This window comes from Fervidobacterium nodosum Rt17-B1, from assembly GCF_000017545.1.
GTDB lineage: Bacteria > Thermotogota > Thermotogae > Thermotogales > Fervidobacteriaceae > Fervidobacterium > Fervidobacterium nodosum.
The window spans coordinates 668,516-687,135 of the sequence record NC_009718.1 but is presented as its reverse complement, the minus strand read 5'-3'; the positions used below and the strand labels follow the sequence as shown (position 1 = coordinate 687,135).

The following is an 18,620-nucleotide window of genomic DNA, read 5'->3' as shown; positions in this document are numbered from 1 at the left end:
ATTATAATCACCCCAAATATTTCACTTATCAAAGTTTACTATGTTTGCTATATTTTTTCTATCTCATCGCTTGTCAAACAAGCGTAAGCGTTATGTGCGTGAATTGACTCAAAACTCTCCACTTCTACTTTGTACCATTCTATTTTATCATATTTTTTCAATCTCAGTGCCACATCTCTTGCGACATCTTCAACAAATTTTGGATTGTCATACGCATGTTCAGTTACATATTTTTCATCAGCTCTCTTAAGCAGGGTGAATATCGGGGCACTTGCGCTCTCTTCGATAATTTCTATTATATCTTCTATCCATACCATTTCTTTGCTCTTAAATGTTACACTACATTTTGCCCTCTGATTGTGTGCCCCATACTCACTGATTTCTTTAGAGCATGGACACAGTGTATGGATTGGCGCTGTGACAGTAGTTGAAAAATCAAGATGATCGCCATTCATTTCCGCTTCAAATGAGCAGGTATATTCCAAATAACTTTCGCTGCCTGTCACAGGTGCCTTTTTCAAAAGAAAAAATGGGAACGTTATTTCTATAACAGACCTTTTTGCGTTTAAAACTTTCTTTAAACTTCTGAGGATCTCCTTTATTCTTTTTGGGTTTATCTCCAAGTGGTACTCATTTAAAACTTCGATAAATCTACTCATATGAGTTCCACGATAGTCTTTTGGCAAATCAACAAACATGTTTAGTGTAGCTATCGTATTTTGAGTAACATTTGTTCTATCTAAGACAACTATAGGATATCTCAAATCTTTTACGCCCACTCTTTTTAAATATATATTTCTGTTATCCCTTTCATTTTGCACGTCTTTCAACATCCAAATACCTCCGTGTGTATTCACATTTTTATAAAATACATTAATACATTATAACCCTTTCATACTACTCAAAACTTTATCGATTTGTTTTTTTATCTCATCGTTTGATAATTCTTTAAGCAATAAAAGAGCTTCCTTGCGGTATATTGAGTATTGGAAATTATCCATAAAAGTGGATAAGAACAATTTTGAGCTCTCTATTTCACCTAGTTTATACAGTGACATCCCTAAGTAAAAGTATATTTCATCCATCCAAGGATTTTCTGTATCTTTTATCTCTCTTAACAAAGCTGACGCATCTGAGTAATTACCTTCTCTGTAAAATTGTTTGGCTTTATCTATTTTTAAGCGAATATCGTTGAGCATATACTTTGACAGAAGTGGTTCAAGCTCCTTCAAGTTATTTTCTTTAACGTAATTTGCGAACTCTTTGCTCTCAGAAGTGTACAATTCGTAAGCTTTTATTATTTTTTCCATTCTTTTAATTTTATTTGATAGATTAACGTTGTAAGAGTAAACAAAAACAAACAAAAAGCAAAATATTGTTGCGAAAATTAATACAAGTTTTTCCATTCTCATAACTTAATCATCCTTTTTAATTATTTTTTAAAAGACTTGAACAGGAACAAACTTTCCATTCTTTACCATAAAAATTTTTACTTCTCTGTCTATACTTTCATTGTTGTAATGATACCTACCTTTAGGTGTTTCAATTACATTCGTCTTCAGAAATCTTTTAAATTGATCGGCTGAGAGAAATTTGTGCTTTGACAAAAAATCAGCAATTTCGCTGATAAGCTCATATTCTGGATTTTCAAAATCTCCCATGGAATAAATTATGTAAACACCTTCTACTGCTTGTCCTCCCAAATTTACAAAGTTTTCTGCCATGACACTATCCATACCAACAAATTTAAGAGAAGGATTTTCTTTTTTCATTTCTTTAACAACTTCCGCGGCGTCTTTTGGAAAAATTGTCATAACAACGGTATCAAAATCTGTAGCGTTGATACTTTTTAGAGAATTTATATTATAATAGTAAAGATTCATGCCTTCAAATGTTGAAAAAATACCTTTAAACTCGTCGCTGTATTGTCTGTTGGATGGATCTGAAACCAAAAGCACCTTTTTTGAGTCTAAAAAATCGAGAAGTTGCCTTAACTTTTCTAATATGAACTTGTTTGATACCGTGAAAGAATAAATGTAACCACTATTCAAAAGCTTAGTTGAAGAAATCGTTGCCGAAAGTGCAACACTATTGTATTTTTTCAAGTACGGTAAAATCATCTCACCTTCTGCGGATGTTGGTGGGCCAATAATAATTTTTATACCTTTCTCTTCTAGCATTCTAAATGTCTTTTCCAAATTACTCTCGCTATCGAAAGCAAGAAGATTAAGATTGCTATATCCAGATGCTAAAAAATCCTTGGAAGCTGTTCTTGGGTTGTAAATATATCCGACATATTTTGAAGAATTGACAAACCAGAAGATAGCAATTGTAAAAATCAATATTATTGTAATTAAAAATCGAGTCATCATATCCCCCCAACCTGTCTTTTTTTATTTAAAAATTCTTATATCGTCTGTTATTAAGTAATCTACGTATTCACTTATCTTAGCAATCTCATCTTTTGAGTTCACAGTCCAAAACACGATTTTTATACACATTTCTCTGAGCATAGGAAGAAGTTTATTAAAAAGTTCTGGTTTCGAAAGGTAACCTTTGATTGGCAAATGCGCGCTGTAAGTATTGTGTTTGAATAAATCGATGATTTCTTCAATGCTCATTCCCATGTGCTCTTCACCGAACAAATACCCAAATTTGTAATCGGTATACTTATTTTTTAGCTCTGTTATCAAATCATGATTAAATGAACTATAAATAACATTTCCTTCGTATCTTTTGCCAAGTTCAACTGTAATTTCTCCAGCTTCGTATTCTTTAATTTCTAAATTCAGGCATTTGTTGTGAGGTACTGAAAGTAAGAATTCTTCGAGTGTTGGTATTGTCATTCCATCGTATCTAAATTCTTTAAGTTCACTTATGGTAAGTTCTTTAATTTTGATATCTTCACCGCAAAAATTCGAAAGATTATCATCGTGAATCAGTACAGGTGTCCCATCTTTTGTTAATCTCACATCAGTTTCAATACCATCAGCGCCAAGTTCTATAGCCTTTAGTAATGATTCTAATGTGTTTTCTTTTATTAAAGCAGGGATTCCTCTATGTCCTAGAATTATCATACAATCACCTCTAAGAAAACTTCTCATCATACTCATTAAATTCGTGTTTACATTAATTATACCATAATTTGACAGAAAACAATATAAAAACTAACCCCCAACAGAACATTCTGTTGGGGGTTAGTTTTACTATGTGCAATTATGCCCTTAACTTTATAGCTTCGATAACATCTTGTACAGTTTTAATTTTTGAAAGGTCTTGGTCACTTATCTTTACACCAAACTCATCTTCGAATGCCATAACAAGATCAACGATGTCTAAGGAATCGGCTCCAAGATCTTCCATAAGGCTTTTTTCAGGCTTTACATCGTTAACATCGATGCCAAGTTGCTCTGCAATGATTTCACATACTCTTTGTTCCATAATTTCAGCCTCCCCTTTCACACCAAATCACTCTTTTCTTTTAATATGTTTTTAAATATCGGTAAAATGTCAAAAAAACTTCTAATAGTTAATTTATCATAAAAATATTTTATTGTCAACAACTAAGTTTATATTATTTTATAAAAATTAGCATTGACTAAAATTGTTGAGTGGGGTATAATTTTTTTGAAAATTGGGAGGTGAAATGTATGTACACGTTTATAACCGATTCAGGCTTTGATTTGCCAAGGAATCTAAAATTACCGTATGATATTAAGATACTTCCACTAAGGGTTTTTGTAAACGAAAAGGAATACGAAGATAAGGTTAGTATCAGTTCCCAAGAGCTTTACAACTTAGAACTTCAAGGGTATATACCAACTACTTCATTACCAAAGCCAGAAATTATAGAAAAAACAATTAGAGAATCTGCAGAAGAAAGTGAAGAGGTATTTATAATAACAATCTCATCCAAATTGAGTAACACATACGATTTGGTCAAAAACATAGCAATATCGATGAATTTAAAAAATGTTCATGTTCTTGACTCTAAAACTGCTTGCATAAAACAAGGTTATGTTATTCTCAGAGCGATGGAACAGGTCAAAAATACTGGAAAATTAACTCAAGCAGATATCGATAAATTTGAGAAAGAATCACTGTTGGCGTTTTTCGTTCCCACTCTTGAGTATCTTTACAAGGGTGGACGCATAGGCAAGGCGAAAGCTTTGATTGGTAAAGTTTTAAATTTGAAGCCTATTTTGACAACCGATAGCGATGGTGAAGTTAGTACTTTGGGTACTGTGAGGTCTATGGACAGTGCCATATTAACTATTCAAAATATCGTTAATAAATTCATAGAGTCACAGAAAATAACCGATGATTACACAGTCATTGGTGCTTACACAATAGGTAGCATGAAAACACATTTTGAAAAGCTTATACAACCATATAAAAAAGGACTTATTGGTGTTACCGACATCGGTTCGGCTATAGCGGCTCATATAGGACCTGAAGCTTTTGGGATTGTCGTAGGTAAGGGGGTGCACTTAGAGTGATGGAAAGGAAAAGAAGAGTAGTTATAACTGGAATGGGGGTTATCTCTCCTATCGGGAAGAGCGTCGATGAATTTGAAAAAAGTTTAAGAGACATGGTCATAGGTATTGATAAGATTTCGTCTTTTGATGCATCAAAACTGCCGGTCCAAATCGCCGCAGAGGTTAGAGATTTCAAACCAGAAGAGTACATAGAAAAGAAATTGGTTAAAAGACTTGACAGATATTCTCAATTCGCACTTGCCGCAGCAAAGCAAGCTGTAGAGATGAGCGGTTTGAATTTTGAAGATATTGAAGAGAGAGTAGGTGTTCTTGTATCTTCTGGAATGGGTGGATTTATAACACTAGCTGAACAAAATGAAGTGCTTAGAGAAAAAGGCCCTGATAGAGTAAGCCCATTCCTTATACCAATGATACTTATCAACATGGCGAGTGGAGTTATAGCCATGGAATTTGGATTGAAAGGTCCCAATTTCGCGCCGGTAAGTGCTTGCGCAACTTCTATTCATTCGATTGCGTTAGGTGCTATGTTGATCAGACATGGCTACGCAGACGTTATCATAGCTGGTGGTTCAGAAGCTACAATTGCGGAACTTCCAATTGCAGGTTTCGCATCGATGAGAGCGCTTTCAACACGAAACGATGAGCCTAAAAAAGCATCAAGACCATTTGACAAAGCTCGAGATGGTTTCGTAATGGGTGAAGGAGCTGGTGTGGTTATCTTGGAATCGGAGGATTTTGCAAAGGCACGTGGAGCGAAGATAATTGCGGAAATTAAAGGTTACGCCATGAACGATGATGCTCACCATTTCAGCGCGCCAGATCCAGAAGCGCGTGGTTCAAGTAAAGCTATGAAAATGGCGCTGGAAGATGCGGGATTAGAGCCGAAAGATATAGACTTCGTGAACTGTCATGCCACAAGTACGCCAGCAGGTGATGAAGTTGAATTAAAGGCTATAGAAAATGTATTTGGTGAACATGTGAAGAGAATTTACGTTAACTCCACAAAAACTCTTATGGGGCATTTATTAGGTGCGGCAGGTGCGACTGAATTAATCGGTGCTATAATTCAAATGAACGGTGGTTTTGTACATGGCATGCCAAATCTTGAAGAGTTAGATGGACCAGATTATTTCAACATTCCAAGGCAGACAGTCCAAGCGAATATAAGGAATTTTGTAAAGAACTCATTTGGATTTGGCGGGCACAACGCTTCCTTGGTGGTGGGAAAATATGAATAAAGAAGAGATAATGAAAATCTTACCACACAGAGAACCTATTCTTCTTGTCGATGAAGTTTTGGAAATAGGTGAAGATTATGTTGTAGCTAAAAAATACGTAAAAAAAGACGAGCCGGTTTTAAAAGGTCATTTTCCAGATTACCCTATATACCCTGGCGTTTACATAATCGAAGGTTTAGCTCAAGCTTCTGGAATAATGTTATTAAGAACCAACACAGGAAAAGTTGTTCCATTGTTTTTAGGTATCGATGAAGCAAGGTTTAAGAAAGAGGTAAGACCGGAATGCGAACTTATTTATAACATAAAACTTATCGAAAAGAAAGGCCCAATAGCGATAATCGACGCTAAAGCGTACGTTGATAATCAATTAGTTGCAAAAGCTAAATTGATGGTTGGTTCAAAAGAGGGTGAAGAAAAATGAAAAACAGAGTTTGTGAGCTTTTAGGTATAAAGTACCCGATAATAATGGGAGGAATGTCTTGGGCAGGCACACCCAAACTTGCCGCAGCCGTCTCAAACGCGGGTGGACTTGGCATCATCGGTTCTGGTGCGATGAAGGGCGAGCATTTGAAAAAGGCGATTGATGAAATTCGACAACTCACAGATAAGCCGTTCGGTGTAAATATAATACTAGTGTCCCCTTATGCGGATGAGCTTGTGGATTTAGTAATTCAAGAACGCGTACCAGTTGTAACGTTCGGTGCGGGTAATCCTTCAAAATACATTGCTAAGTTAAAAGAAATCGGTACGAAAGTGATACCGGTAGTTGCTTCAGACAATATGGCGAAGATGATGGAGCGAATAGGAGCAGATGCGGTCATAGCCGAAGGTATGGAATCTGGAGGGCACATAGGTGAGGTAACAACACTTGTCCTTGTTAACGCAGTATGCAGAAGCGTAAGTATCCCTGTTATCGCAGCAGGTGGAATAGCGGACGGGAAGGCTATGGCAGCCATGTTCGCTTTAGGTGCGGAAGGTATCCAAATGGGTACAAGATTTATAGCTACTTACGAAGCTGATACACACGAAAACTTCAAAAAATTAATTGTAAAATCCGGTATCAGAGATACCGTTGTAACTGGTGCAACTTTAGGTCATCCTGCAAGAGTAATCGAAACGAGATTTGCAAAGAAAGTAAGAGAATTGGAGGTTGAAAATCTCCAGGAAGCAGAGGAAGTTCTTGTCGGTAGTTTACGTAAAGCGGTTGTTGATGGTAATATAGACGAAGGTTCATTCATGGCTGGTCAGTGCGTTGGATTAATTAACGAAATTAAACACGTTGACGAGGTTATACAAGACATAATGAGAGAATTCACACAAACTCTGGAAAAGTTGAATAACGTAAGAATGGAGATTTACAACGATTTGGAATTGACTTACAGTAAGTAAGTGTAAATAGGAGGGAGATAAATATGTTAAAAGCATTCTTATTTCCTGGTCAAGGGTCTCAATACAGTGGAATGGCAAGTGAATTTTCGAAATACGCGTCTTGGGAATATTACGCTCAAAAAGCGATAGAAGTTTTAGGTTTTGACATAACGGAGATAATGGATGGAGACGAAGAGATACTAAAGATTACTGAGAATGCTCAACCTGCGATATTCTTGGCAAGTTACGTAGCATATGTTGAAACAACAAAAAAAGGTTTGGAACCAGATTACGTTGCAGGGCACAGTCTAGGTGAGTACACCGCTCTTGCGGCTGCTGGAGTGTACGACTTTGAGACAGGCATATATCTAGTTAGAAAAAGAGGAGAATACATCTCTCAAACGATGAAACCCGGCGAAGGTAGCATGGCAGCGGTTATGGGGGTGCCTATCGAATTGCTCGAAGAATTCGTAAAACAATACGATGGACTTTACATAGCAAATTACAATTCAGCAGAACAGAATGTTGTAAGTGGAAAAGCTGATAGTATAAAATCATTTGTCGCTAACCTCACCGAAAAAGGTTACAGGGCAATTGAATTAAAAGTCTCCGGTCCGTTCCATACACCATTTTTAGATGAAGCAAGAGAGAAAATGGCAAAAGAAGTTGAAAATATCAAATTCAAAACACCGAAATATCCTATAATCATGAACAGCATAGCAAAAGAACTAACAGACCCAGACAAGATAAAGCATTATTTGCTTGAACAGATAAGTGGCCCAGTTTATTGGAAACAATCTATCGACAGAATGCTTGAACTTGGTGTCGATGAATTCATAGAAGTCGGTCCAAAAAACGTCTTGAGTTCTATGCTAAAAAAAGCTAAAATTAATACAAAACACTTCTCATCTTTAATAACTACAGAGGAGGTTTACGAAAAATGAAAAAAGACCGAGTCTTAAGAATTGTCTTGATACCAGTCTTCGCAGTATTAACGGCAGTTGGGGCACAGATTTCTATTCCTTTGGGAACAGTACCAGTTACTTTGCAGATGCTATTTGTATTTCTTGCAGGCTTTTTCCTTAATCCAATGGATGCGTTGACGGCGATGGTATTGTACCTTGCCCTTGGGGTTATAGGCATACCTGTTTTCGCGAATTTTTCCGCTGGTTTTCAACACCTCGTTGGACCAACGGCAGGTTACCTATGGGCTTTCCCCATAGCGGCATTTTTAATTAGCTATTTGAGAAAGATAAATTATTTCTTAGCTGGTATAACAGGTTTGACAGTTGTTTACTTACTTGGTTGGTCTGTACTTGGTTTGTTTATAAAAAACTTTTCAAAAGCGTTTTTAGTTGGCGTATTACCATTTATAGGTATCGATTTTGTAAAGATGATACTTGCATTGTACGCTTCTAAGAAATTAGAAAAAATAATGGAGGGAAAATTAAATGAAGAAGCTTGAAGGGAAAGTTGCGATTGTAACGGGGGCTTCTGGTGGGATAGGAAGAGCTATAACAAAGGAATTAACGGAGGAAGGCTGCACAGTTATTGGGTTTAACTATGTACCTTCTAACGAAGGGATAGAGTACGTTTTGGATATCACAAATCGTCAAGCTGTTGAAGAAGCTGTTAAAGATGTAATTGGAAAGTATGGAAGAATAGATATACTTATAAACAACGCAGGTATCACAAAGGATAACCTGGTTTATCGAATGAGCTATGAAGATTGGGATGCAGTTATAAACACAAACCTTACAGGTGCATTCAACATGGTTAAAGCGTGCATTAGAGAGATCGTCAAGAACGAAGGTGTGATAATAAATGTTTCATCTGTTGTTGGGCTCGAAGGAAACATCGGGCAAGTGAATTACTCCGCTTCAAAAGCAGGGCTTGTTGGACTTACGAAATCTTTGGCGAAAGAATTTGGAAGGAAGAATGTCAGAGTCAACGCGATAGCCCCTGGGTTTATCGAAACACCTATGACCGAAAAACTTCCGGAAGAAATTAAAAAAGCAGCGCTTGAAAAAATATCTATGCGCCGATTTGGTAAACCTGAAGAAGTGGCAAAACTTGTTAGATTCCTTGTAACTGATGGAACGTACATAAACGGTCAAGTTATAGTGATAGATGGCGGAATGGAAATGTGATACGAAATCCTCTCTGAATCTAATGGGGAACTCATTAATATCAATGTCGGGGGAAATCCTCCGACAAATTTTTTGTTTTTTTAATTTTTTTCGATAAAATTCATAAACACCTCTATGGCTATTTTGTTCGCAAGAGGCATATGTCCTTCGTTTGGAATTAAAACAAACTTTGAATTTTCGATTCGTTCATTTAAAAACCTTCCTATCGCAGGTGGCGTAACCGTATCGTTCTCACCGTATATTATCAACACAGGAAAATTAAATCTTCGAAAGTCAATATTTAAATTTACTGGTTTGATTACTTTATCTATAGAAAACTTAACAAGAACATCGCCAGGTAAAAAGAAATTTTGTGAAAATAATTTATCAAAATGTTCCGTTGAAATCATCGCGTTTTCCCCAAGTGCGTTGTAATAAACCAATTTTACAAGGGGGTATATCTTTAAACCGATGTTCAAAAGTGTTGATAATAGTTTGGTATCGAATAATTGTCCATCATTCAGTGGGTTAATTCTTTCCAAGTCTGTTAAATTTAGTACATTATACGCGGCGTCAAAAAGCACCAATTTATTTATCCTCTCTGGAATTTCGTTTGCTATTAGTATTGATAAATATCCTCCCATAGAATGACCAACCAGCGTGAATTTCTCTAAATTTAATTTATTTAAAATATCTAAAAGTGTTTTTAGAATGTTAATGTCTGAATAATCAAAATTATACGATTTCTCCGATAATCCAAACGGTGGGATATCGATACTCACGCAATGGTATTTTTTTGAACACACCTTAACAATCTCAAACCAATCAACAGAAGAACCAGAAAAACCGTGTAAGAAAACGATCGTGCCATTTTGAATATTTTCCTTTCCTACTTCCCTGTAAGCAACTTTTATGTCATTGCTTTCGACATAAGCAACATCACTTTTGATATTTTCCAATGTCAACTCTGTTGTAATAAATAAAGATGCGACGTAAAAAGTCAAACTTAACAATAAACTTTTCAAAAATATCTGCATACTTTCCACCACCTTTTCACACCTTAGGTATATTTTACCACCTATGTGTCTTCACATTAATTAACAAAAAAGAAAAAAATATGTATCACTAAAAGTATTAGAGAGTATAAAAAAGTATGGTACAATTAATAAGGGTAATTAGTCATTAGTTGTTTTATTTGACTTGAAATTTGGTTTTAATTGCGAAAATTCCTATATTTTTGATAGGATGGAGGTGCTAAGATGAGTAAGAAGTGGGTTTATTTCTTTGCTAACGGAAAAGCGGAAGGTACCGCCCAGATGAAAGATATTCTCGGTGGTAAGGGTGCAAACCTTGCCGAAATGACAAATGCAGGAGTACCAGTCCCGCCAGGCTTTACTATTTCTACAGAAGTTTGTAAATACTATTACGACAACAACAGAACATACCCAGAAACACTTAAACAAGAAGTTGAAACAGCTATGAAAAAACTCGAAGAAGTAACAGGAAAGGGATTTGGCGATCCTAAGAAACCATTGCTTGTTTCCGTCAGATCGGGCGCTGCGATTTCCATGCCTGGTATGATGGATACAATCCTCAACCTTGGTTTGAACGATGAAACAGTTAAAGGTCTTGTTGAAATGACAAACAACGAAAGATTTGCGTACGATTCATACAGAAGATTCTTGCAAATGTTTGGTGACACAGCTCTCGGCATTCCACACGCAGATTTCGAAAACGCTCTTTCTGAAATGAAAGCCAAAAAAGGCGTAAAACTTGACACAGAACTTGACGCTGAAGACCTTAAGAAACTTGTAGAAATATACAAAGAAATTTACAAAAAACATGGAAAAGAATTTCCACAAGATGTTTACAAACAACTCTGGGCAGCTATCGAAGCTGTTATTTGGTCATGGATGAGCGATAGGGCAATTAAGTACAGAGAAATTCATGGAATCAAAGAAGGAGAATTACTCGGTACAGCAGTCAACATCGTTGCGATGGTCTTTGGTAACATGGGTGACGACAGCGGTACAGGTGTCTGCTTTACAAGAGATCCAAACACAGGTGAAAAAGTACACTACGGTGAATTCTTACCAAACGCACAAGGTGAAGACGTCGTTGCTGGTATAAGAACACCATATCCACTTGAAAAGATGAAAGAAATGCTCCCAGGCGCTTACGAAGAATTGATTCAGATAATGGATAGACTTGAAGCATACTTCAAAGATATGCAAGATATCGAATTCACAGTAGAAAAAGGAAAACTCTACATACTCCAAACAAGAAACGCAAAGAGAACAAGTCAAGCAGCTATAAGAATCGCTGTTGACATGGTTCACGAAGGACTTATTGACAAGAAGACGGCTGTTTTAAGAGTACAACCCGCTGATATTGAAAGAGTTCTCCACCCGAAATTTGATGAAAATGAAAGAAAGAACGCAAAAGTTATTGCAAAAGGTCTTCCAGCATCACCAGGTGCCGCAACAGGTAAAGTTTACTTTGATGCTCACAAAGCGGAAGCGGTTGCTGAAACCGGCGAAAAGGTATTACTTGTCAGACCAGAGACAAGCCCAGAAGACGTTGGTGGTATGAACGCAGCGGAAGGTATACTCACAGCACGCGGTGGTATGACATCACACGCAGCAGTTGTTGCGAGAGGTCTTGGTAAACCAGCCGTAGTTGGTGCAGAGAGTATATTTGTTGACGAAGAAGCAGGATACCTCAAAGTTGGAGATGTTGTTGTAAAAGAAGGAGAATGGATATCTATAGATGGTACAACAGGTGAAGTATTCCTCGGAAAAGTTACAACAGTTAAACCAAGAGGACTCGAAGGACCAGTTGCTGAACTCCTTGCCTGGGCAGACGAATTCAGAAAACTCGGTGTCAGAGCAAACGCAGACGTTCCAAGAGACGCAAAAGTTGCAAGAGAATTCGGAGCGGAAGGTATCGGTCTGTGTAGAACCGAACACATGTTCTTCGAAAAAGACAGAATACCAAAAGTTAGAAGAATGATTGTTGCAAGAACAGTTGAAGAAAGGGAAGCAGCACTTGCTGAACTTCTCCCACTCCAAAAAGAAGACTTCAAAGGTCTATTCAGAGAAATGAAAGGTTACCCAGTCACAATAAGGCTTATTGACCCACCACTCCACGAATTCTTGCCACATGAAGAAGAACAAATGGCGGAAGTTGCACAACAAATAGGAATAACGGTAGAAGAACTCAAAAAAGTTGTTGAACAACTCCATGAACTTAACCCAATGCTTGGCCACAGGGGTGTAAGACTTGTTATCACATACCCAGAAATCGCTGTCATGCAAACAAAAGCTATAATACTCGCAGCAATTGAGCTTAAGAAAGAAGAAGGCATTGAAGTTGTTCCTGAAATAATGATACCTCTCGTAGGTCACGTTAACGAGTTGAAATATATAAAGAAAGTTGTTATTGAAACAGCAGACAAACTCATCAAAGAGCACGGAGTAGATCTCAAATATCTTGTCGGTACAATGATAGAAGTTCCAAGAGCGGCAGTTACAGCTGACCAAATCGCTCAAGAAGCAGACTTCTTCAGCTTCGGTACAAACGACCTTACACAGATGACATTTGGATTCAGCCGTGATGACGTTGGTAAGTTCTTACCAGAATACCTTGCAAAAGGTATACTTGAAGATGATCCATTCAAACACGTTGATACAGAAGGTGTAGGCCAACTCGTTAAATCAGCAACAGAAAAAGGTAAATCAGTCAAAGCAAATCTCAAATGTGGAGTTTGTGGTGAACACGGTGGAGATCCAAAATCCATAATGTTCTTTGCCCAAACAAAACTTGACTACGTCAGCGCATCACCATACAGAATTCCTGTTGCAAGACTTGCAGCAGCTCAAGCAAGCATTAAATACAGAAGCTAATTTTAAAATTTACCACGGGGCGCTTTTGCGCCCCGTATTCTTCTTTCTCTCCATTTTTTACTTTCACTATCTTAATCGTTAGGAGGTTGTGAAATGTTCACATTGATAATGTCCATTGTAGCTTCCATACTATCTTTTTACCTCACCAGTAATTACATTTACTTTTCTTTGATAGCGTTAGGAATTTATTTCCTTATCAGAAAAAACTTAAAGGCAGAAACCTTCGCAGGCTTAAACTTAGTGCTTATAAGTGCGATATCTCTCTTAGGAAAATTTAGGCCTTACAGTTTAGAAGGATTAAATTTTCTCATCATCGGTTCGTTTTTTGTAATATTGTACGATATCATAAAAGAATGGTATTCACTAATACCAATGTTCATATTAACTGGAATAGGAATAAGTTTGATTGCCTCTGTCAAATACGGTAAAATAGGAATGCTAATCGGACTTATTCTTATTCCAGTTCTAATTAGAGAATACACAATACAAAAGAAAATAGAAAAATAAAAATAAAATTTGAGTGGAGGCGGGGCACATGAAAGTTCTAATTCTTGCTGCAGGACTTGGGAAACGCATGAAATCGAAGTATCCCAAAGTTGTCCACAAAATCCTTGGAAAACCTATGATAAATTGGGTTGTTGACCTTGGAAAGGCGTTCGGTGAAGTTGGTGTGGTTGTGGGACATAAGGCAGATATAGTAAAAAGCTATTTGCCAGAGGATGTAAAAACATACCTCCAAGAACCACAACTTGGCACTGGACATGCGGTTATGTGCGCAAGGGATTTTATCTCGGAAAATGAAGATTTGCTCGTTCTGTACGGAGATGTTCCTCTGCTCAGTAAAGAGACTATAAATAAACTAAAAAAAGAACACGAAGAGCAGAAAAACCAAGTAACAGTATTGACATTTGTGACGGATAATCCTGCAGGTTATGGAAGAATCATAAGAGAGAACGGTAAAGTACGAATCGTTGAGGATAAAGACGCGACAGAAGAAGAAAAGAAAATCAAAGAAGTGAATAGTGGCATTTATATCTTTTCTGGTAAGTTTGTTCTTGAGAATCTTGATAAATTAAGCAATAACAACGCGCAAGGTGAATACTACTTAACAGACCTTGTTGGAATGGCGGAACGCTCCTCAACGGTTATCCTTGAAGATATCGTTGAAGTTTCCGGTGTAAACGATAGAATACAATTAGCTCAGCTTGAAACGATAGCGAAGCAACGTATACTTGAGAAACTCATGCTTTCAGGTGTAACTATAGTCGACCCAAATTCTACATTCATAGGTCCAGACGTAGAAATTGGTATGGACACAATAATTTATCCATTTACAATAATAGAAGGTTATACTAAAATAGGTGAGGATTGTGAGGTAGGTCCTTACTCGCACATAGTTGATTCTAACATAGGTAACGAAGTGAAAGTGATTCGCTCTGAGGTTGAAAAATCAGTTATCGAAAACAAAGTATCGGTTGGCCCATTCTCAAGACTGAGGGAAGGTACAGTATTGAAAGAGAAAGTGAAGATAGGGAACTTCGTTGAGACGAAAAAAACGACAGTTGGTAAAAACTCCAAAGCTCAGCATTTAACATATCTTGGTGACGCGACAATTGGAGAAGATGTTAACGTAGGTGCCGGAACAATCACATGCAATTACGATGGATACAAAAAGTATCCAACATATATAGGTGATGGTGCATTCATTGGAAGTAATTCATCACTTGTTGCCCCAGTTAATATAGGTAAAGGAGCAATTACTGGAGCCGGTTCAGTGATTACAGAAGATGTTCCAAACGATGCGCTAGCGCTTGGCAGGGCAAGGCAAATAATAAAAGAAGGTTGGGCAAAGAAAAAAAGGGAGGAATTGAAAAATGCAGATCACAAGGAATGAAATGAAAATATTCACAGGTAATGCAAATAGAGTTCTTGCAGAGAAAGTTGCAAGCTATATCGGAATGAGACTCGGTGATATTACCGTTGGAAGGTTTGCGGACGGTGAGATAAACGTCAGGATAGAAGAGACTGTTAGAGGTCACGACGTGTTTTTAATTCAACCCACATGCCCACCTGTAAACGAAAATTTAATGGAACTATTAATTATGATAGATGCCTTAAAACGTGCTTCAGCTAACAGCGTTGCAGTTGTTATCCCTTATTATGGATACGCAAGACAAGACAGAAAAGCAAAAGGAAGAGACCCGATTACAGCTAAGCTTGTTGCGAACCTTCTCACCGTTGCCGGTGCCACAAGGGTTATGACAGTTGATTTACACGCAGAACAAGTACAAGGCTTTTTTGATATACCAGTTGACAATCTTTGGAGTTTTCCAGTATTCCTTGAAGAATTGAAAAAAGATAGCCTTTTAAACGACGATGCCGTCATAGTTTCACCGGACGTTGGAGGAGTTAAGAGAGCAAGACAGATAGCGGAAAAAGTAGGCTTACCGCTAGCCATATTAGATAAAAGAAGACCGAAGGACAACGTTGCAGAGATATTGAATATAATCGGTGACGTAAGGGATAAAACAGCGATAATAGTTGACGACATAGTTGATACTGCTCGTTCTTTAGTGGAAGGAGCAAACGCTGTTAAAAATGCGGGAGCTAAGAGGGTCGTTGCTTGTATAACGCATCCTGTACTATCTTCTGGTGCTCCTGAAAGAATTGAGAATTCAAGTATTGAAAAGATTTATATTAGTGATACAATATATCATCAGAGCCTACCGCAAAAATTCAAGGTAGTTTCAGTTGCACCACTACTTGGTGAGGCTATAATAAGAGTTAGAAAGAACCTTTCGGTAAGTATATTATTTAAATAAAAATAATAAAAAAGATAAAATAAAAATCTCAAAAATAGATAAAAAGGAGGAAGCGATATGGAACACGTAGTAAGTGCTCAACTTAGGTCTATTGTAGGTAACAAAAGAGCGGTAAGAAGACTCAGAGCGACTGGAGCTATTCCTGCGGTAGCTTACGGTCCTGGTTTAGAAAAACCACTCAGCCTTGTTTTAAACAAAACAGACTTTTTGAAGATTTTTAAACACATTACAGAATCAACACCTCTCACTCTCGTCGTAAAAGATGAAAACGACAAAGAAGTTCTTAAACACCTTGCATTCATTAAAATGGTACAGTACGACAAAGTAACAGATGAAGTAAAACACGTTGATTTTTACGTACCAGAAGCTCACCACAAGATGAGAATCAATGTACCTATAGAAATCGTTGGAAAGGCAATAGGTGTTGAAAAAGGCGGTATAATGGAAATTATCCACCACGAAGTACCAGTCAAAGCATTACCTGACAGAGTCCCTGAAGTGATTAAAATCGATGTAACAAATCTTGAGCTTGGTGAGACACTTAGAGTTAAAGACGTTGTTCTTCCAGAAGGTGTAGAAATAGATATGGATGATGAAGATGTTCTCATCACAGTTGTAGTTCCAAGAGGCCTTGAAGTAGAAGAAACTACAACAACAGAAACGAGTAACGAACCAGAAGTTATAAAGAAAGGTAAGAAAGAAGAGGAAGAAAAATAATCTTCAAATTTACAAAGAGTTAAATTCACAAAATCCCCCTGCGTGGGGGATTTTTCTTACTCATATTCCAAATTTTTAGGAAGGTGATATAATTGATTGTAATAGGATTGGGAAATCCTGGCGAAAAATACTCGAATACACGTCACAACGTAGGCTTCATGGTACTTGATAGACTAAGCAATTCTTGGAAAAAGGGACCAAATTACCTTTACAGCGATATAAACATATCCGGTGAAAAGATAAAATTAATCAAACCCATGACGTACATGAACTTAAGTGGAGAGGTATTTAAATATCTTCCACATGATGATATAATAGTAGTGTACGATGACTTAGATCTACCGCTTGGAAAGATAAGGATAAGAAAAAATGGTAGTGCAGGTGGACACAACGGGATAAAATCGATAATCTCATTTATAGGTCAAGATTTCCCAAGAATAAGAGTGGGCATAGGTCCAAAACCTGAGAATATCGACGCCGCAGATTACGTACTTTCAAATTTTACTAAAGAAGAATTTGAAGTGCTCGATAAAATAATAAACTTATGCACAGAAGCGATAGAGTACATAGTTGAAAATGGCATAGATAAAGCAATGAATAGATATAACTCTATTGAGATTAGCACTGGCAAATAAAAAAACATACAAAACGCACAGGGAAGGTGAAAAATTGAAAAAATTTAAAGACGAAAACTACGAAAATTATGAAAATTGTATTAGATGTGGAAAACCAGCGAAAATAATACAAAGTGTGTACATAGACGGTACAGTAAAAAAAGTCAGCTACTGTGAAAGTTGCTTTGTGGAAATAATGAAATACGAAAGTGAGAAATACGTAAAAACAGGTGTGAGAGTGCTTACAAATCATATTAAATTAGTCCAAGAAAGCCCTGTTAAAAATTTCAACTTTGAAAAATCTATAGAAGATATATATTCCGTTTTACCAAGCACAATACAGCTAAACCTTTTTAAACAAGAACCATCTTCTTACAAAAACATAGCGGTTGATATAAAAAACAGAAAACTTGCATTATTAAACCACAGACTTAAGAAAGCGCTAAAGAGAGAAAATTACAAACAAGCTGAAAAAATAAAGAAAAAAATGGAAGAAATAAGAAAAACATTAGAACAACAGCCCTGGTAATTTGATAACCCAGGGCTGTTTTTTATCTTACAATATTATAGAAAATTATTTCACTAAGTAACTTATCGCAGAAATTATCATCATAACGGCGACGATTATTCTAATAATCTTTTTATTAACCTTCATATTGAGATAAGAACCAACGTAACCTCCCACGAATGAGCCCAAACCCATAACTATACCTGGAACAAACTCCACCTTTTTACCTGCTGAAAAGAGTAACAAAGAAAAAATTGTGAAGAGCAAAGTCAGAAATATCTTCATAGCGTTAGCGGACTTAATATTGTATCCTTCAACCATCGTAAGCGCGTATATAAGAAAAAAACCTACTCCTGCTTGGATATATCCGCCGTACAAACCTATCAAGAAAAATACGATAAAACTTAAGAACTTATTTTCCTTTACATCTTTCTTACCTTCTTCCCAAACTTTTGGTGAGAACAAAACAAAATACGACATCACCAAAAATATAATACCTACACTTATCTTTATTATATTCTCCGGCAATTTCAACACAATAGAAGTCCCAACAATTCCGCCTAGAATCGTTGGAATAGCTAAAAATCCAGCCCTTTTGGGCTCAAGAACCTTATTTTTTACAAAACTCCCAGTGGCGGAAATATTTTGAAGAAGTATTCCTATCCTGTTTGTTGCATTTGCGACACTTGGCGCAAGACCATAGAGACTCAACAACGGCAACGTGAGAAAAGAACCACCACCTGCGAGCACATTGATAATCCCCGCGACTAATCCTCCAAAAAATAGAAGAACTAACATCCACATCTGATAAACACCTCCA

21 protein-coding genes are annotated in these 18,620 nt (G+C 36.9%); 14 read left to right on the top strand and 7 right to left on the bottom strand.

The features are described 5' to 3' along the window. Window positions 1–47 precede the first annotated feature (47 nt). From folE2 to acpP, 5 genes are all read right to left on the bottom strand, one after another. Window positions 48–830: a GTP cyclohydrolase FolE2 gene (gene folE2 / locus FNOD_RS03195; RefSeq protein WP_041257095.1), complete on the bottom strand. Its 783-nt coding sequence runs from the start codon at window positions 828–830 to the stop codon at window positions 48–50. 51 nt (window positions 831–881) lie between these two features. Further along, window positions 882–1,412, bottom strand: coding sequence for a tetratricopeptide repeat protein (locus tag FNOD_RS03190; RefSeq protein WP_011993793.1), 531 nt, complete (start codon window positions 1,410–1,412; stop codon window positions 882–884). A 27-nt stretch (window positions 1,413–1,439) separates the two neighbouring features. Then, window positions 1,440–2,369, bottom strand: a complete 930-nt coding sequence (locus tag FNOD_RS03185) for an ABC transporter substrate-binding protein (protein WP_011993792.1) — start codon at window positions 2,367–2,369, stop codon at window positions 1,440–1,442. Window positions 2,370–2,393: 24 nt separating this feature from the next. Next, window positions 2,394–3,077 carry a glycerophosphodiester phosphodiesterase family protein gene (locus FNOD_RS03180; RefSeq protein ID WP_011993791.1) on the bottom strand — a complete coding sequence of 228 codons (684 nt, stop codon included), beginning with the start codon at window positions 3,075–3,077 and terminating at the stop codon, window positions 2,394–2,396. A 139-nt stretch (window positions 3,078–3,216) separates the two neighbouring features. Beyond that, entirely contained in the window at window positions 3,217–3,441 is a 225-nt protein-coding gene (acpP, locus tag FNOD_RS03175; RefSeq protein ID WP_011993790.1) for an acyl carrier protein, read from the bottom strand. A 209-nt stretch (window positions 3,442–3,650) separates the two neighbouring features. Between acpP and FNOD_RS03170 the strand changes: the two genes are divergently transcribed. The 7 genes from FNOD_RS03170 to fabG are packed head-to-tail and all read left to right on the top strand — an operon-like array spanning window position 3,651 to window position 9,255. Then, window positions 3,651–4,499 (top strand): DegV family protein, encoded by an 849-nt coding sequence (locus tag FNOD_RS03170; protein WP_011993789.1) that lies wholly within the window; start codon window positions 3,651–3,653, stop codon window positions 4,497–4,499. Then, window positions 4,499–5,737 carry a beta-ketoacyl-ACP synthase II gene (gene fabF / locus FNOD_RS03165; protein ID WP_011993788.1) on the top strand — a complete coding sequence of 413 codons (1,239 nt, stop codon included), beginning with the start codon at window positions 4,499–4,501 and terminating at the stop codon, window positions 5,735–5,737. Before FNOD_RS03170 ends, fabF begins: the two co-directional genes overlap by 1 nt. Next, a complete protein-coding gene (gene fabZ / locus FNOD_RS03160; RefSeq protein WP_011993787.1) occupies window positions 5,730–6,158 on the top strand; it encodes a 3-hydroxyacyl-ACP dehydratase FabZ in 429 nt (142 codons plus the stop codon). Before fabF ends, fabZ begins: the two co-directional genes overlap by 8 nt. After that, complete coding sequence (fabK, locus tag FNOD_RS03155) at window positions 6,155–7,126, top strand: enoyl-[acyl-carrier-protein] reductase FabK (protein ID WP_011993786.1); 972 nt, start codon at window positions 6,155–6,157, stop codon at window positions 7,124–7,126. The genes fabZ and fabK overlap by 4 nt, the downstream gene beginning before the upstream one ends. A gap of 23 nt (window positions 7,127–7,149) precedes the next feature. Further along, entirely contained in the window at window positions 7,150–8,049 is a 900-nt protein-coding gene (gene fabD, locus FNOD_RS03150; protein ID WP_011993785.1) for an ACP S-malonyltransferase, read from the top strand. Continuing rightward, window positions 8,046–8,570 carry a biotin transporter BioY gene (locus FNOD_RS03145; protein ID WP_011993784.1) on the top strand — a complete coding sequence of 175 codons (525 nt, stop codon included), beginning with the start codon at window positions 8,046–8,048 and terminating at the stop codon, window positions 8,568–8,570. Before fabD ends, FNOD_RS03145 begins: the two co-directional genes overlap by 4 nt. Then, window positions 8,557–9,255, top strand: coding sequence for a 3-oxoacyl-ACP reductase FabG (gene fabG / locus FNOD_RS03140; RefSeq protein WP_011993783.1), 699 nt, complete (start codon window positions 8,557–8,559; stop codon window positions 9,253–9,255). Before FNOD_RS03145 ends, fabG begins: the two co-directional genes overlap by 14 nt. Before the next feature lie 80 nt (window positions 9,256–9,335). Here the strand turns inward: fabG and FNOD_RS03135 are convergent, their stop codons facing one another. Further along, entirely contained in the window at window positions 9,336–10,271 is a 936-nt protein-coding gene (locus tag FNOD_RS03135) for an alpha/beta fold hydrolase (RefSeq protein ID WP_011993782.1), read from the bottom strand. Window positions 10,272–10,493: 222 nt separating this feature from the next. Between FNOD_RS03135 and ppdK the strand changes: the two genes are divergently transcribed. From ppdK to FNOD_RS03100, 7 genes are all read left to right on the top strand, one after another. After that, entirely contained in the window at window positions 10,494–13,139 is a 2,646-nt protein-coding gene (gene ppdK, locus FNOD_RS03130) for a pyruvate, phosphate dikinase (RefSeq protein ID WP_011993781.1), read from the top strand. A gap of 93 nt (window positions 13,140–13,232) precedes the next feature. Continuing rightward, complete coding sequence (locus FNOD_RS03125) at window positions 13,233–13,646, top strand: hypothetical protein (protein ID WP_011993780.1); 414 nt, start codon at window positions 13,233–13,235, stop codon at window positions 13,644–13,646. 28 nt (window positions 13,647–13,674) lie between these two features. Continuing rightward, complete coding sequence (gene glmU / locus FNOD_RS03120) at window positions 13,675–15,033, top strand: bifunctional UDP-N-acetylglucosamine diphosphorylase/glucosamine-1-phosphate N-acetyltransferase GlmU (protein WP_011993779.1); 1,359 nt, start codon at window positions 13,675–13,677, stop codon at window positions 15,031–15,033. Next, window positions 15,014–15,961 carry a ribose-phosphate pyrophosphokinase gene (locus FNOD_RS03115; protein ID WP_011993778.1) on the top strand — a complete coding sequence of 316 codons (948 nt, stop codon included), beginning with the start codon at window positions 15,014–15,016 and terminating at the stop codon, window positions 15,959–15,961. The genes glmU and FNOD_RS03115 overlap by 20 nt, the downstream gene beginning before the upstream one ends. Window positions 15,962–16,018: 57 nt before the next feature. Then, a complete protein-coding gene (locus tag FNOD_RS03110) occupies window positions 16,019–16,678 on the top strand; it encodes a 50S ribosomal protein L25 (RefSeq protein WP_011993777.1) in 660 nt (219 codons plus the stop codon). 92 nt (window positions 16,679–16,770) lie between these two features. Further along, on the top strand, window positions 16,771–17,313 hold the full coding sequence (gene pth, locus FNOD_RS03105) for an aminoacyl-tRNA hydrolase (RefSeq protein WP_011993776.1): 543 nt from the start codon (window positions 16,771–16,773) through the stop codon (window positions 17,311–17,313). A gap of 34 nt (window positions 17,314–17,347) precedes the next feature. After that, a complete protein-coding gene (locus tag FNOD_RS03100) occupies window positions 17,348–17,821 on the top strand; it encodes a hypothetical protein (protein ID WP_011993775.1) in 474 nt (157 codons plus the stop codon). A 45-nt stretch (window positions 17,822–17,866) separates the two neighbouring features. On the opposite strand, the gene FNOD_RS03095 is transcribed toward FNOD_RS03100, so the two are convergent. Next, the gene (locus tag FNOD_RS03095; RefSeq protein ID WP_011993774.1) at window positions 17,867–18,604 is read right to left on the bottom strand and encodes a sulfite exporter TauE/SafE family protein; all 738 of its coding nucleotides are present in this window, start codon (window positions 18,602–18,604) and stop codon (window positions 17,867–17,869) included. Window positions 18,605–18,620 lie beyond the last annotated feature (16 nt).